This window comes from Mycobacterium sp. (genome assembly GCF_049281135.1).
Lineage (GTDB): Bacteria > Actinomycetota > Actinomycetes > Mycobacteriales > Mycobacteriaceae > Mycobacterium.
On the sequence record NZ_JBAPRN010000651.1, the window covers coordinates 11,930 to 27,505 of the forward strand.

The window sequence follows — 15,576 nt, forward strand, 5'->3', positions numbered from 1 at the left end:
GACTAGCCCCTCAGTTGGTCGAGCGTCTCGGTGGATAGCGACCGTGTTCGTCGCTGATGGGTACGCATCAAGACCCCGAAGACGACGACGGCAACCAGCAGATCGAACAGGAACGCCACCTCCAAAATCAGCGGCATTCCGGCGGCAACGACCAGGCTCGCGAGGGACACCCCGTTTTCCAGTGAGAAGAATCCGATTGCCTGGCTGACCACATCGCGGCGAACAATCATCAGGATGAACGCGACCAGCACCACCGCCATTGACAGGCTCAGCGCGACGGTCGGCAGCACGGGGGAACGAAGCGCGAGTACGCCGACTGCAAAGAACCCAAACGCTCCGACAGCGATTGAGATCAGCACTTCGTTAGCCACACCCAGTACGCCGCTGCCCGCGATTTCTTCGTTGGCTTCCCGTAGTAGACCGACGATCACCAACGGCACCACGACAGCTTTGAGTAAAAGTGACAGCGCGGCAAGGGCATACAGTTCCGGCACGTCACGACCGAAGGCGACGACGGCCGCCAGGATGCTGACCGCCAGCGACTGGCCGGCATAGAGGCGTACCTGGCCGCGCAGCAGAGACGCTCTCAGCATCCCGAACTCCAGCAGCAGCACTATCAGCGCCACCGTGTTCGAGACACCCTCGAAGACGGTGGGCACAGCCTCGTTGACCGCCAGTACCATTAGCCGCCGCCCAGATAGAGGGTAAATACCGCCAAGACCGCTAGCAGCAACGCCGCCGAGACGAATTCGCTTATCTTGAAGAGTCGTAACTTCGCATAGCTGTTATCCAGGACAGCGATGATGCAACCGAGCAGCAATGCCTTGCTCAACAGAGCGGGAATGGCAAGCCCGACAGCAAGAGCAGATCGGGTTGATGCCATGCCCCAGGGCGCGACGAAGACGTTGCACAAAATAACGTAGAGCACGAACTGTTTTGCGGCAGAACCCCAATGCAGCAGCGCCAGGTCGGGCCCGGAATATTCGAAGGATCGCCCCGTTTCTATCATTCCGAATTCGGTTGTTCCGGTGTGGGTTTCGACGGGGATCCGCGCGGTCTCATACAGAATGACCATGAATAGCGCCGCGGAGGCCAGCAGGTGCGCCGGACGCACAATCTGGGCCGGTCCGCTACGAACGGTGGCCCCGACCACGTACGGCAGGTCGGTCGTGGTGATCAGCGCCACCGCAAAAAAGACCAGCAGCATTACAGGTTCGGTGATAGCCGCGAAAGTCTTGGCCCGGCTGGACGCCAATTGCGCATAGGCGTCCCCGGTTTCGGCTGCGGCCGCCGCGACCAGGAAGCTGGCGAACGCCAGAATCAACCCGCCGCCCAGAATGTCACCCATATAGCCCAACGGCAACGCGTAACTAGTCAGCACCGGAATCAACATCGGAACGGTCAGATAGCAGGCGAACGACACGAACGGCGCCAGCCGAAACAGTGGGCTGGCTTCCGGCGGCACCAACGATTCCTTACGGAAGAGTTTCGCCAAGTCGAAGTAGGGCTGCAGAATCCGCGGTCCGCGGCGTCCCCGCAGTCGGGCCTCGAACCAGGAGATGAATCCGCTGATGCCCGGAGCTCCGATGACAACGGTGGCCACCTGCAGCACCTGAATGATAGGCAGCGACAGTTCGGTCACGGGTCACCGAGCTGTGATCGGCGGCCTAAGGTCTCGGCCTGCCCGGGCCGGCGGCCAACGGATTCCCGCTCGAGTCTGTCGTGTGGGCTACCTGCCGCGGCATGGCCATCGATGCGGCACAAGCGCGGAAAGGCACGCGTCACCTGCGACTCCTCGGTTCGCAGGTGCCATCAGCCGTGTGGCGGTTCGGAAGTCATCTCCGGGCGGGCTCCATCGCCGTTGCCAGTTAATAACGGGAGCTCGTCGTGGTCAAGCCGAAGACGGTGTTTGCGTAGGAAAGCATCGACTGCTGAGCCGATGGAAACCAAGGCTCGCCAGGTTGAGCACCACCATGTTGTTGTCGATCGGGTCGCCATTTCTGCCCAAACCGTCCACCACGGTCCGGTATTCGGCACCTTGCAGGACCGCCTGGTAGCGGTGGTGGAAGTGCCCATGCCATAGCCGGACGGGGCGCACAATATCGACAACAGACCGTAAGAGCTCCTGATGCTCCGCGGAGCGCTGCAGCTCAGGCGGCGGGCATCGGAACCGGTCGAAGGCCGCGCCCGGAACGGTGATGCCGGCGGGGCAGTCGTGGCAAAACATTACGTCCGCCAATCCTGCCGCGCGGGCCTTCCGGGCTTGTTGCGGTGTGATCGACTCTTGCGGCCACCATGACCGCCCGGGTGTGCGCAGGAAACGATCGATGGAGTAAGCACCACCGAGAGCGAGGCACGTTGTCTGGCCCCAACACCAGCGGAATCCGCGCGGTAGGTGTACGACCCGGTCACGAAGGTAGCGCAGCCCATCGCTGGCGACCGGCCAGGCCAACAATCGATCAAAGTTTTCATGGTTCCCGTCCACGAAACCCAGGACAAGTCCGTGATCGCGCAGCGCGTCCTCGAGGGCATCGAGATATTCGTCGGTGAAGTCGTAGCCGAAGTCGCCGAGATGGATCAGTACATCAGCATCACGTTTACTCGCGTGCTCAATAGCTGAGACCGCATAGCGCCGATCTGCGTGCCAGTCGCCTGCGATCGCAACCCGGGTGGGCGGGTCCAGGAACGAACGTCCTGCCGCGAGTTGTGAGGATTTCTGCGTCGACTCAACGATTGGAAGTGGTTCGATCATGGTGGGCTCCCGGGTTTTCATCGCCGGTGCGTGACGCGAGATCGCCCACGACACCGGCAGTGTCGATTCAATTCCCAGGGACCGTTGACAGTCGCCGAAATCTCCGTTGACTGCAGGTGGCGAGCCCCACCGCCTATCGTGCAACCAGGCTACTCAGCGGCGTTGTCGTCGGTCAATCGCGACTGACGCCGGCCCATCGCCTAGGCTTGGGGTCGAGGCGATGGATCTCCGCCCGGGGTATGCAACCGCGACCCGAACCGCCGTCCAGGCTGATGGTTCCTGCTGGATCGTAAAGCGGGAGGTTGCCGTGGTTTTAGTTGTTGGATATGACCGCCACCCAGCCAGCAGGGCTGCACTGGTCTTCGCCGGCGAACTTGCAGGTGCCCTGAACGTGGCACTGCATGTCGTTCACGTCATCGACGATGCCGATGACGCCGGCCCTGGTGGCGACGATGGTGATGCCGCAAGTCAGCATCTGGCCGATGCCCTCGGCGCGGTGCAGTGGACCTATCATCGGCTCCGAGGCGACCCGGCGACCGTGTTGCTGGAAGCCACTCACCAACACGGGGCGTCGATGTTGATCGTCGGTCGGCCTGAACAAGGCATCGGCGCGGCATTCGGACACATGATCACCGGTAATGTCGCGCGAAACTTGTTGCGCCACAGTGACCGTCCGATTGTTGTCGTTCCTGAGTTCGGAAAGGTTCCGCAATGAGCGCCGTCGCTGATCGCGTCTTTCTGGCCAGGCATGGGCGCACGGCGCTCAACGCCGAAGGACGACTGCGAGGGCTCAGCGACCCTCCATTGGACACGGTCGGGCTTGTGGAAGCGGCGCGGCTAGCCGATGCGCTCGCGCCCAAACGCCCCACCGCGATCATCTGCAGTCCGCTGCAACGAGCCGTGGCCACTGCGCAGGCGATCGGTGCGGCCTGCGGTGCGCAGGTCACAGTCGATGTCCGACTCAACGACCGCGATTACGGGCCGATGACGGGCCGCGTGCGCGAGGAGGTCGAGCGCGAATATGGCAGCGTCGATTCCGCTCCCGGTGTCGAGCCACTCACGGCGCTGACCGTGCGCGCTGGCCAAGCATTCTTCGAGCTGGTGGCCGACTATGGGTCCGGACCGCTGGTCATGGTGTCCCACGATGCGTTCAACCGCGCCCTGCTGGGACAGCTCGACCCCGCACTCGTCGACGTTCGTCAGCGAACCGCATGCTGGAATCAGCTCAGCCTGGTCGACGGGGCGTGGCGGGTGGACGCCTACGATATGGTCGCCGATTAGTCACGGTGGTCGTCGCGCCGGCCCCGACCATGCAAATAGGCCATCATCAGGTCTTCTGCCCTGTGGTATCGCAGTGAATCCACCCATAACCGGTGCACGACCGGCTGTCGCGGATGGAACGCGCGGCCACCCGGGGTCGCGACATAGCCACCGACGCCGGCATCGGCCAGCAAACGCAATACAGCGTCGATGTCGTCTACCTCCAGGTCGGCCAGCTCGGCCCAGAAGCTGGCCCACACGCCATTGTCGGTGCCACCCGGCGGCAACCAGAACATCACATTAAATCGCGCCGGAACCCTAATCGGACGCAAAGGCGAGCTCACGACGACCCTTGAGAAGCATGAGCGGACATGTTTTCTCGCCCTTACTCGATCAGGTAGGGACCGTCGGCGATATCCGCAGTTTGGGCGAGCCCCTCCGCCTGTCACCATCATCGCGCCTCCGACGGTGTTTCGGCAATGTTTAGGCGCGTTTCGTTGCATCTGGGGTTAACCCACCGTTAGCATCGCGTTCAGGCGATGAAGCTCGCCTTTGACCGCCACACCGGCTGATGGCTTCTACTCCGTGAGGGAACGGGGTGGGAGCGTGCGGTGGGGCACCGTTGAATCGTCACAGAACTGGCTATCGGCCATTCATGGCTGCACCGGGCCATTGCGTCTCCGACTACCCCGCATGGGGCCTTCTGCTGTCGCAGGGTTTCAGCCGCGCCCGAAAACGGCTGCTGCACTCGATCATTCAGTACGCGCCGGATGCGCAGAACGAGACGAGTGGACGGCGCCATCCCCACAGGTATTCAACACATACGCCCATAGCGCCCACTCACGCGCGCCGACCTCACCCAACAACCAGTGACACCCGGTCGACAACCGAGCCCAATCGGTGCACGGACCGAAGGTCTGTGTTCAACAAACCGTTAACCGTAACCAACACCTATCGAGAGGAAAACCGATGTCATCCGCAACCGGACGACCGGAAGCCTTAGCCGCGGCGATAGTTCGCTTAGCGGGTTTCGCTCCGGCCTTGACCGCCAAAAATATCGCCGCCGTGGCACCGACCGCCAACATGGTTCCTGCTGCCGCCGACGATGTCTCGGCAATCATGGCGGCACAGTTCGCCATGCACGCGCAGATCTATCAAGCGGTGAGCGCCCAGATGTGTCAGGCGTTGAGCGCCCAGGCGGCTGCTGCGATAGAGGGGCTGTTCGTCTCACCATCGACCGATAGCGACGGGTCCGATGCGGCCACCGAAGGCACTGACGCTGCCCCCGGGGTCTGAAAGGCTGCTTGGTGCTGGATTTCGGAGTGTTGCCGCCAGAGATCAACTCGGCCCGAATGTATTCCGGCCCCGGGTCGGGACCGATGCTGGCCGCCGCAGCGGCCTGGGATGCGTTGGCCGAACAGCTGTCCTCGACCGCCGCGGGCTGCCAGACCGTTATCGCCGACCTGACCACTGGGCAGTGGTTGGGGCCGTCGTCGGCAGCGATGGCCCAGGCAGCGACGCCCTACGTCGCGTGGTTGCACGATACTGCCGCCCAAGCCGAGCACAGTGCCGCCCAGGCCAAACAAGCCGCCGCCGCCTACGAGCTGGCCTTCGCGACAACAGTGCCGCCACCGGTGATCGCCGCCAACCGCAGCCTGTTGATGACGCTGATCGCCACGAATTTTTTCGGCCAGAACACGCCGGCCATCGCAGCCACCGAGACGCACTACGCGGAAATGTGGGCCCAAGACGCGGTGACGATGTACGGCTACGCTGGATCCTCCTCGGCGGCAACCACATTGACGCCGTTTAGCTCGCCGCCGTCGACCACCAATTCGGTAGGTCTGGCGACCCAGTCCGCCGCTGTCGCCCACGCTGCCACTAGCTCCGGTGGAAGTTCATCGACTACCCTGTCTCAGCTGATCTCCGAGATGCCAACTGCTCTGGCGCAACTCGCCGCACCCGCCGCGCCGTCGGACCCGCTATTGACACCGCAAGCTCTGATCACGATCGCACTCACTCCCACCAGGTTTGTGAACATGGCGCTGGGGCCGAGCAGCGCCACAGCATCGGGACGCGGCATCACTATCGCCAACGAACGACTCGCGTTTCAGGCGGCGCGGGATTGGGAAAAGGGACTGAAATTCACCGCAATCGTCGTGCCAGCTCGGCCGGGCGGATCGCTGGTGGACGCGGGAATGGGTCGGGCGTCCCCGGTGGGGTCCTTGTCGGTGCCGCCCGGTTGGGCCAACGCCGCGCCGGAGATACGGCCAGTCGCGCTGACCTCAATCGACTCCGGTGTTGGTGTCCCCGACGAAGCCGCCGCCAATATGCCTCAGGTTCCAGGCAGCTCGTTCAGCCAGGCGACTTTGGGAACTCTTTCACGGGAAGTCGCTCCCCCACGCCAACCGAAGACTCATCCGATAATCGTGCGCTCGCCGGCCGCCGGATAGCGAAGCCAGAACAGGGAAGAAGGAAGCCCCGATGCGCAGAAACCGTGACATATCGGACGCAACCGTTGCAGGCTGGCGCGCTTTCAGGAATTACCTGGGCGTGTTTCGGGAACGCCGCGACCGCGGGCGAGATCAACGTATGGCCCTCAAGACCACCGTCGAATGTTGAGAAAGGTTCTTTAAGATGGACTTTGGAGCGCTCCCCCCGGAAATCAACTCGGCCAGAATCTATTCCGGTCCTGGCTCTGGCCCCTTGCTGACTGCCGCCGACGCCTGGGACACCCTTGCCAGCGAGCTGAATTCGTCGGCCGCCGCTTACCGATCCGTGATCGCCAATTTGACCGTTGACGGATGGCAGGGCCCGTCATCGATCATGATGGCCAACTCCGTTGCCCCCTACGTAGCGTGGATGCACAGCACGGCCGCTGAGGCCGAGCAGAGCGCCAACCAAGCCAGGACCGCAGCCAGCGCTTACCAGTCCGCATTCGCGGGTATGGTGCCCGTGCCACTCATTGAGGCCAACCGTGCTCAATTGGCATCGCTAGTCGCGTCGAACTTTTTCGGGCAGAACAGCCCGGCGATCGCGGCGACCGAAACAGCGTACGAAGAGATGTGGGCCCAAGATGCCCAATCCATGTACGGTTACGCTGCCTCTTCGGCAGCCGCAGCACGATTGACACCGTTCAACAAGCCACCTAGCACCACCAATCCGTCTGGGCTCGGCGCGCAAGCCGCCGCGGTCACCCAGGCGGCCGGTACGCCCGCCAGCCACGCGCAAGCCGTCACTAGCTCGCAGACGGTCTCACTGTTACCCAGTGCGCTGCAACAACTCGCCACGCCCAGCGCTACTGCGGACCCGCTGGGCTTTACGCCAGCCGACATTTTCGGCGATGCGGTGGACGCCGGAAGCGCAAGCGCGTCCGGCATCAGCTCGTCGTTTTCCGGAAGCTCGATAGCGACCACAAATCACGCCGTCGCGATCAACGCCGAACGGGACGACTTTCAGGGAGTCGGACCGTTCGTGGCGGCCTCGTCCGGCTCGCTGTCACCTGCGGGCCCGGCAAACCTCGGCTGCCCGTCGGCATCGGCGGCGATGGGCCGGGCCAGTCTGGTGGGAACGTTGTCGGTTCCGCAGACGTGGGCGGCGACCGCTACTCCGGCGGTTGACCCGGCAGCGCTGGCGGTACCAAGTGTTGGAACCGCTCCCCCAGCCTCGGCTGGGATGCCTGCGGGCATTTTCGGCGAATCGTTGCTCGGCACGCTGGCCGGGCGCGGAGTCAGCAACGTTGCCGCAAAGCTGCGCACCCCCAGCGTCATCCCGAGGTCGCCCGCAGCCGGGTGACATGACGGCCACGACGGCGTTCAACGCCAAGGCCGGCGAACGCAGGGTAGAATGGCGGCCAGGCGATGAAGCTCGCCTCAACCGCCGCACCTGGCTGATGGCTTCTACCACGCGAGTGATCCGCGGTAGAAGGCAGGTGAAAGGCGATGGCGTCCTTTATCAGCGTCCTGTTCCCCGAGTCCGATGCGACAGCCGGTTGCGATGGGGAACCGGACTGCTTTCCCGATCTTCATCTCCACGAAATCGTCGCGGCGGTGACCACCGGAGATGTCAACGAGCACCTGAAGAAATTCTTCAATGCGCCCTTGGACGAGGTTTCCAAGGTCGACTACCGCCACCAGGTTTTCCACGACCTGGAACGCCAGGAAACACGTGAGCCCGTCCAGAGATTTGTCGACAGCATACGCGCGACGAGACACGAGGTCGGCCGGGCCGTAAAGCTGTGGCACCCGCTGCAACGGCAGGGGTGGCTTGCTCACGGCGTCGAATCCTATTGCAGCGCAATAACGCAGCTGCGCGATGGCCTCACCGGCGTAGCGCTCGCGTCGCGGGGGCTGCGGGACTTTTTCGACCACGTGGTCGAGTACACCGACTGCGACACTTTTCGCACGCTGGCGGACGACACTGCGAAGCTGCACGCCCAGCTGCACGAGGTCCGCTACTCCGTGCATATCCAGGGACTTCGGGTTCACGTCGAAAAGTTCACTAACCAAAGCGATTACAGCGTGGGAGTGGTGGAGACGTTCGAGCGGTTCGCCACTGAGGTGCGTGACGACTACCACGTGCCGTTCAAGAGCTACCCCGACATGAACCACGTCGAAGAGCAAATCCTCGAGTGCGTCGCCAAACTGTACCCCGAAACGTTTAGTCTGCTTGCCGCCTACTGTGAGCGCAACGAACACTTCATCGAACCGATCATCGGCCGGTTCGAGCGCGAGGTCCGCTTCTATCTGGCCTATCTGGACTTCGTCGGCCGCTTCAGCGCCGCCGAATTGTCCTTCACGTACCCCGCGGTGACAGCGGAGCCTGGTGCCCTATCGGTCGAGGGCGCCTTTGATCTGGCACTGGCAATCAAGTCGGTCGCCGACGATAAACCCGTCGTGAGCAACGACTTCCGCTTATCGGGCGCTGAGCGGATCCTGGTTGTGACCGGGCCGAATCAGGGTGGGAAGACAACTTTTGCCAGGACTATCGGACAGTGCGCCTACCTCGCTTCGCTGGGCTGTCCGATACCTGCCAGGCAAGCGAGCGTGATGCTGCCCGATCACATCTACACCCACTTCGAACGACAAGAGACGTTGGCGACACTGCACGGCAAGCTCGACGACGAACTGGTCCGAATTCACGACATCCTCTGCAGCGCCACCGCGGCGAGCATCATCGTGATGAACGAAAGTTTCTCGTCCACCACGGTCAACGATGCACTCCTGATTGGCACCGAAGTCCTCAAGCGCATCGTCGAACTGAACTGCGCTGCCGTCTACGTCAGCTTCCTCGACGAACTAGCCAATCTGAGCCCGGCCTGCGTCAGCATGGTCGGGGAAGTCGCACCCGACGATCCCACCCAACGGACATTTACCTTTACCCGCCGACCCGCCGACGGACTTGCCTATGCCGCGGCGTTGGCCGACAAATACAGACTGAACCACGAAGCACTACGACGGAGGGTAAGCCGATGAAAGTGCGCCTGCTACATCCCGAACGCGACCCTGACTTCCAGATGCCCATCGCATGGGCGCTACGTGACCTCACTGATGATGACCTTGAACTGCCCCGCGTCTACCAGACTATGGCGGCCGGCGACAACTTCCTGCGCGATACAGCCAAGAAAGTCATCTCACTGCCGGTCATCGAACCGGAGGTCATCGTCTATCGCCAGAACGTCTTGGCCGACTGTCTGACCAATCGCCATGTGGTTCACCAAATGTACGACATCGCCGTCGACGCAGTCGACGTCCGGCGCAAGATCTTCCTGGGCGGCATGATGTCACGCAACCCCGAAGCGATCTTGCGTCGGTCCGTCCGGATCCTGGAACTACTCTATGAGAACCTGCAGCAATTACGCAGCCTGTGCGACGAGCACGCCGGGAAGTTCAGCTCCGATGGATTCCGACAACTGTTCGCGATGGTCGCCAACCAACTGTCCGACGACTACCTGGGCCGCCTTAGCGAGCAGCTACGCGATCTGCAACTGCCCAACGGCGTGCTACTCAGCGCTCAACTCGGGCCGGGCAACAAGGGCAAGAACTACGTACTCCACCAAGCGCCACACCGTAACTGGTGGGACAAGCTGACCGGCAACCGCAGCGGCGGGTATGGATTCGTGGTTGCTGACCGCGATGAGGCCGGCGCGGCGGCCCTCACCGAATTGGCGGGTCGCGCCATCAACGATGTCGCAAACACGGTCACGCAATCCGCCGACCACGTCCAGGGCTTCTTCGATCGTCTGCGCACCGAGCTCGCGTTCTATCTGGGGTGTCTCAATTTGTACGACGAGCTCACGAAATTCGGTGCGCCCACGTGCTTTCCGACTGCTACTCCGGCGGGCACGCCGCGGTTCGAGTGTCGCGATTTGCACGACGTGGGGTTATGCCTGGCCACCGTCAAGAAGGTCACCGGCAACGACGTCGACGCCGATGAAAAGACGTTGATCGTCATCACCGGCGCCAACGAGGGCGGCAAGTCGACGTTTCTGCGCAGTGTCGGGGCAGCACAGGTCATGATGCAAGCCGGCATGTTCGTCACGGCAAAAGCATTCTCCGCCAACGTCCGAGACAGTGTGTTCACCCATTTTAAGCGGGAAGAGGACGCCACCATGACGCACGGCAAGTTCGACGAAGAACTCGCCCGGATGAATGCCATCGCCGACCACATCACCCCGACATCATTACTACTCTGCAACGAATCGTTCGCATCCACCAACGAACGCGAGGGATCACAGATCGCACGCGACATCATTTACGCCATGATCGAGAGCGGCGTCAAAGTTATTTACGTGACCCATCTTTACGACCTGGCCAGCAACCTCTACGCACGTCACAACCACGCCGACTTGTTCCTGCGCGCCGAGCGGCGTCCCGACGGCACGCGCACCTTCCAGTTGATACCAGGTGAGCCCGAGCCCACCAGCTACGGGGAGGATTCATTTCGGCGTGTCTTCGGCGTGCCCGCGGATACTCGGGCCAACCAGATGCCAGTCAGCTGATCACACGGCGCAGGCGCGACCCGCTTCGCGGAGCGTCCCTGGCGGCCAAGAGACGCTGGCAGCGCGTGTGATGCGACCTCGATAGACCCTGCGTCGCTGCATCACTGGCAGCGATCAGGCCCGCCAATTCGCTCACGCGATCAATAGCCCCATCTGCCGGGCCTACTTCGATTCGAGGAATTGTCAATACCTGTGGATTGGGGTGTTTCAGGCGACCTCCGTTTCGGTTGATTCGGTCGGTTCGGGCGGGGTGATGTCGATGGGGCGTTCGAGCAGTTTGCCTTTGTGGAACACGGCCCCGGCTCGGACGAGGGCGACCAGGTGTGGTGCGTTGACGGCCCGCCAGCGGGCTTGTGCGGCGTCAATGAGCTTGTAGGCCATGGCAATCCCCGCTGCACGGGAGCCGGGTCCTTTGGTGACTTTCGTCCGCAACCGCACAGTGGCAAACGTCGATTCGATGGGGTTGGTGGTGCGTAGATGAATCCAGTGCTCGGCCCGGGTATTTGTAGAACTCCAGGAGCACATCGGTGTCGTCGACGATTTTGGCGACCGCTTTGGGATACTTGGCGCCGTAGTCGACCTCGAACGCTTTGATCGCGACCTGAGCCCTGTCGATGTCCTCGGCGTTGTAGATGTCCTTGATCGCCGCCGACGCCGCGGGATGTGCTGATTTCGGTAGCGCGGCAAGAACATTGGCCTGCTTGTGAAACCAGCAGCGTTGCTCACGGGTGGCCGGGGAACACCTCGCGCACGGCTTTCCAGAACCCCAGGGCGCCGTCGCCGACGGCGAGCACCGGGGCGGTCATCCCGCGGCGGCGGCAATCACGCAGCAGATCGGCCCACGACTCGGTGGACTCCCGATATCCATCGCTCAGGGCGACCAGCTCCTTGCGGCCATCAGCACGCACCCCGATCATCACCAACAGGCAGAGCTTTTCCTGGTCGAGGCGGACCTTGAGGTGGATGCCGTCGACCCACAGGTAGACGTAGTCGGTACCGGAGAGATCCCGGCTGGCGAAGGTCTTGGCTTCGTCCTGCCACTGTGTCGTGAGCCGGGTGATCGTCGTGGCCGACAAACCGGCACCAGAGCCCAGGAACTGCTCCAAGGCAGGCCCAAAGTCACTGGTCGATAGGCCGTGCAGGTACAGGAGCGGCAACACCTCGCTCATCTGCGGGGACTTGCGCGCCCAGGCCGGCAGGATCGCCGAGGAGAACCGTTGCCGCTCACCAGTATCGGCGTCAACACGTTTGTCGCTAACCCGCGGCGCGCTCACCACCACCGCACCGGCGGCGGTGAGTACCTCTCGCTCGTGGCGATACCCGTTGCGGACAACCAGCCGATGACCATTCTCATCGACCTCACGGGCATGGGCGTCGATGTAGGCAGCCACCTCAGCCTTCAGCGCTGCAGCCAGCATCTGCCGGGCACCGTCGCGGACGATCTCATCCAACAACGAGCCACGACCACCACCGTCGTTCTCGTTGGCGTAATCCGCATCGTGAACTACCGTGAGCAAGGGCGTACCTTCCCCCGAACCAGCGCGCCAACGCCGGCTCTTGATCAGACCTATGACATTCAGATCATCCTCGGGAAGGTGCGCCCACTTTCACGCCCCCACACCGAGGCTCATCCACAGGTTCTGATCATTGCTCCTTCGATTCGCGGCGGGCACTCTAGATAGGCCTATTGCTGCCTGGATGCGAGTAACGCGGTGCGGGTACGCGGCATTCCGCTGTCACCGCGTGCTGTGGGCTTAACTGCCAGCACCTGGTTGATTCCGATCCGGTTGGCTGTAAACGCCAGGGCCGAGCCGGCCATGTAGAGCCGCCAGACCCTTGCTCGCCCAGCACTGCTTGCTGCAACCGCTTTGTCCCAGTTGGTTTCCAGATTCTCCACCCACGCCCGCAGTGTCAGCGCGTAGTGCTCGCGAAGGGACTCGACATCGCGCACTTCAAAGCCCGCTCCTTCGAGTGCCTCGATCATCGTCGCCATCGCCTCGATCTCGCCGTCGGGGAATACATAGCGATCGATGAAGGACGTCTTCGAAAACGCCGCAGGCTTGCCGGGTCTGCGCGAGATGGCGTGGTTGAGCAACCGGCCCTGCGGGCGCAGCAGCGCGTACAGGTTCATCGCGTAGGTCGGCAGCATCGCGGCCCCGACATGCTCGGCCATGCCGATGCTTGAGATAGCGTCATACGGCCCGTCGGTGACGTCGCGGTAGTCCTGGACACGAATCTCGACCAAGTCACTCACACCTTCATTGACCATCCGCTTGCCGGCGTAGTCCGCCTGTGCGCGCGACAGCGTGACCCCCACCACGCGCACGCCGTAACGTCGGGCCGCATGCGCAGCGAAAGTCCCCCAGCCGCAGCCGACGTCGAGCACCCGCATGCCGGCGGTCAGTCCTAGTTTGCGGGCCACCAGATCACACTTAGCGACCTGGGCCGCGTCCAGGTTCTCCTCCGGTCGCGCCCAGTATCCGCACGAGTACGTCATCGACTCGCCCAGTACCAGGCGGTAGAAGTCGTTACCGACGTCGTAGTGGTGGCGGACCGCCGCGGCGTCGCGCTGCTTCTCGTGGCGGCGCCCGCGCGCCAGCTTCGCCTCCTCTGGCGGGGGCTTCGGGGGCAGGCCGATAACTCCAAGCCGCAGGGCCGTTTTCACGAGTGCCTTCTTCGTCTCGGAGTCGATGCGCACACCCGGGCCGTTCGTCGGGTCTGACATCTGCTCCAGGACCGACATGCCTGTTAGTAGGTCGCCCTCGATTTCGATATCACCTGATACATAGGCGCGTGCAAAGCCGAGTTCGTTGGGGGCCCATAGCAACCGGCGCAGAGCCCGCCGGTTCTTGATCTTCAACGCCCACTGGGCGTTCGCTGGCCCCGCTCGGCTACCGTCCCACGCTCGAATCGCGACCGGTGCCTCCGAGCCCACTGCCGCCCGAACCAGTGGCTCCAAAGTGTCAGCGACTGTCACCACAGACCTCCCTAGAGCGCGAATCGTTTCCCGATTGAGTTTGTCGTGCTTGGGATCAAGAACGGACATCAGCGGGCGCCTCCTTGCGCTACGTCAGGGTGCGCTAAAGATGGAGGCGGGCTTAGCATCTCCGACAGTTCGGACGAGGCCGGATCACGATCCACCGGCTCCGGCGAAGTCAACCGGCGACCACGTGCGCTCGTCAAGAGGCGGGACAGTGGAGTTGTCACGATGGCCCTACCTTTCAACTTCCAGAAAGGTAGGGACCATTGGCGGACGTAAACTGCCCGCGATTTCGATGGCGAGTCCCTCCGCCACGACTCTTGTCACTTTACCGCAAACCGCCGCCACCGCAGCGCACTTCACCCAGCGTGTGCGTCGCCGGCACCGCAGCAGTACTACTTGGCGCGGAACGCCCGGGTCGCGGCAACGAACATCGACGTAGAAAGTCCTGATCCTTCGCGCCGCATCGATTTGCGCTGCGAGAGCGCGGTTAAGTGAAGAGACGAGCGATCTCCATATAGACCGGAATTCCTATTGTGACGTTGTAGGAGAACGTCAGTCCCAGTGAAGCTGCTAGAGGCAAAGTCGGACTCGCCTCGGGGATTGCCAGCCGCTGCACCGCCGGGACGGCAATGTACGAAGCCGCGGCGCACAGCACCGCGAACAGGATGTACGTTCCTGGCTTGAACTCACTGTGGAGGAGGTGTGCGTAGGTGTGGGCAACGATGATCCCCAGTGTTGCAAAGATATTCGGCGCCAACAGGCCGAAGAAGATGAACCCGCGGCCGGCGGATTTGAGGTCACGCAGTTTGCGAGCGGCTGTCATGCCCATTTCGAGGAGAAACAGGCACAGTGCGCCTTGGAAGGCGGCGATGAAGAAGGTGTCGTCGTCGTGGGTGACCGTGTGTCCTTGTAGCCCGCTGATGAAGCCGATGCTGATGCCGCCGAAGAGCAGAAGCAGCCCGGGGTTGAGGAAGACTTCGCGCAGCAATTGGCGGGAGAGCAGCGGCGGCTTCTTGCCGGTCTCGTCGACGCCGTCGAGCTGGCGACGCTGGGGCTTGTCCAGCGAGAAATCCAGCTGCTGGGCGATTCCGCGGTCGTCTTCGCTGTCCAGGTGCTGCCCCGGAGGTGGCTGGGACGCGGCGCCGGGCGCAAACCTCGCCGGCGCCGGTGCGGTGTAGCCGTGCTCACCGGGCATGTTGCCGTCCGCGTCCATCCCCTTGTCCCGCAGCCGCGCTACCAGAAACAGTGCCACCAGGCAGCCGGGGACCTCCATCACGGCCAGCATGACCGGCATGTACGCGTCGAAGGCCATTCCCACGCTGACGAGAATCGCCACGCGGGTGGCAAAAGTCCCCGCCGAGTCCGACCCGTAATATCCGGCGACGGTGGCCTTGTCGACTTGGCGCAGCTTGGCTAACCAGCCCAACAGTAGGTGGGCGAGCACGCCGATCACAAAGTTCAAGACGAAGCCGACGACCATGAATCCCGCGATGTCACCGATGCTTGACGCCTTGATCGCGGCGAGCCCTTCGCCCCCGTGCCAGCCGATGGCCAACAGCAGATACATCGTCAGGCCCTGAT

Annotated in this window: 13 protein-coding genes, 1 pseudogene and 4 riboswitches; of the genes and pseudogenes, 7 read left to right on the plus strand and 7 right to left on the minus strand. The window is 62.8% G+C overall.

Translation table 11 applies throughout. The features are described from left to right. Positions 1-2: 2 nt before the first annotated feature. The 3 genes from WAN02_RS25925 to WAN02_RS25935 all read right to left on the minus strand — a co-directional run bounded on the left by WAN02_RS25925 (position 3) and on the right by WAN02_RS25935 (position 2,752). A complete protein-coding gene (locus WAN02_RS25925; protein ID WP_422267784.1) occupies positions 3-683 on the minus strand; it encodes a hydrogenase in 681 nt (226 codons plus the stop codon). Continuing rightward, positions 683-1,642, minus strand: coding sequence for a respiratory chain complex I subunit 1 family protein (locus WAN02_RS25930; RefSeq protein ID WP_422267786.1), 960 nt, complete (start codon positions 1,640-1,642; stop codon positions 683-685). Before WAN02_RS25930 ends, WAN02_RS25925 begins: the two co-directional genes overlap by 1 nt. A 154-nt stretch (positions 1,643-1,796) precedes the next feature. Further along, positions 1,797-1,869, minus strand: a riboswitch (Fluoride riboswitch). A gap of 22 nt (positions 1,870-1,891) precedes the next feature. Beyond that, entirely contained in the window at positions 1,892-2,752 is an 861-nt protein-coding gene (locus tag WAN02_RS25935) for a metallophosphoesterase family protein (RefSeq protein WP_422267788.1), read from the minus strand. Positions 2,753-2,959: 207 nt separating this feature from the next. Continuing rightward, a riboswitch (Fluoride riboswitch) is annotated at positions 2,960-3,041 on the plus strand. Positions 3,042-3,059: 18 nt separating this feature from the next. Here WAN02_RS25935 and WAN02_RS25940 point away from each other — a divergent pair. Then, on the plus strand, positions 3,060-3,467 hold the full coding sequence (locus WAN02_RS25940; RefSeq protein WP_422267790.1) for a universal stress protein: 408 nt from the start codon (positions 3,060-3,062) through the stop codon (positions 3,465-3,467). Next, positions 3,464-4,033: a histidine phosphatase family protein gene (locus WAN02_RS25945; RefSeq protein WP_422267792.1), complete on the plus strand. Its 570-nt coding sequence runs from the start codon at positions 3,464-3,466 to the stop codon at positions 4,031-4,033. Before WAN02_RS25940 ends, WAN02_RS25945 begins: the two co-directional genes overlap by 4 nt. On the opposite strand, the gene WAN02_RS25950 is transcribed toward WAN02_RS25945, so the two are convergent. After that, a complete protein-coding gene (locus WAN02_RS25950; RefSeq protein ID WP_422267794.1) occupies positions 4,030-4,308 on the minus strand; it encodes a hypothetical protein in 279 nt (92 codons plus the stop codon). The genes WAN02_RS25945 and WAN02_RS25950 overlap by 4 nt on opposite strands. A 230-nt stretch (positions 4,309-4,538) precedes the next feature. Beyond that, positions 4,539-4,600: riboswitch (Fluoride riboswitch) on the plus strand. A 381-nt stretch (positions 4,601-4,981) separates the two neighbouring features. Here WAN02_RS25950 and WAN02_RS25955 point away from each other — a divergent pair. From WAN02_RS25955 to WAN02_RS25975, 5 genes are all read left to right on the plus strand, one after another. Beyond that, complete coding sequence (locus WAN02_RS25955) at positions 4,982-5,308, plus strand: PE family protein (protein WP_422267796.1); 327 nt, start codon at positions 4,982-4,984, stop codon at positions 5,306-5,308. Positions 5,309-5,322: 14 nt separating this feature from the next. Further along, positions 5,323-6,465 (plus strand): PPE family protein, encoded by a 1,143-nt coding sequence (locus WAN02_RS25960; protein WP_422267808.1) that lies wholly within the window; start codon positions 5,323-5,325, stop codon positions 6,463-6,465. A 184-nt stretch (positions 6,466-6,649) separates the two neighbouring features. Beyond that, the gene (locus WAN02_RS25965; protein ID WP_422267798.1) at positions 6,650-7,807 is read left to right on the plus strand and encodes a PPE family protein; all 1,158 of its coding nucleotides are present in this window, start codon (positions 6,650-6,652) and stop codon (positions 7,805-7,807) included. Positions 7,808-7,859: 52 nt separating this feature from the next. Next, a riboswitch (Fluoride riboswitch) is annotated at positions 7,860-7,921 on the plus strand. A 32-nt stretch (positions 7,922-7,953) separates the two neighbouring features. Then, positions 7,954-9,486, plus strand: coding sequence for a MutS-related protein (locus tag WAN02_RS25970; protein WP_422267800.1), 1,533 nt, complete (start codon positions 7,954-7,956; stop codon positions 9,484-9,486). Beyond that, entirely contained in the window at positions 9,483-11,012 is a 1,530-nt protein-coding gene (locus WAN02_RS25975) for a MutS-related protein (RefSeq protein ID WP_422267802.1), read from the plus strand. Before WAN02_RS25970 ends, WAN02_RS25975 begins: the two co-directional genes overlap by 4 nt. Positions 11,013-11,219: 207 nt before the next feature. Here WAN02_RS25975 and WAN02_RS25980 read toward each other — a convergent pair. The 3 genes and pseudogenes from WAN02_RS25980 to WAN02_RS25990 form a co-directional block, all read right to left on the minus strand. Then, positions 11,220-12,529 (minus strand): annotated as a pseudogene (locus WAN02_RS25980) (IS256 family transposase). A gap of 167 nt (positions 12,530-12,696) precedes the next feature. Next, positions 12,697-13,989: a class I SAM-dependent methyltransferase gene (locus tag WAN02_RS25985; RefSeq protein WP_422267804.1), complete on the minus strand. Its 1,293-nt coding sequence runs from the start codon at positions 13,987-13,989 to the stop codon at positions 12,697-12,699. A gap of 493 nt (positions 13,990-14,482) precedes the next feature. Then, the coding region (locus WAN02_RS25990) for a sodium-dependent bicarbonate transport family permease (protein ID WP_422267806.1) at positions 14,483-15,576 on the minus strand (1,094 nt) is incomplete at its 5' end.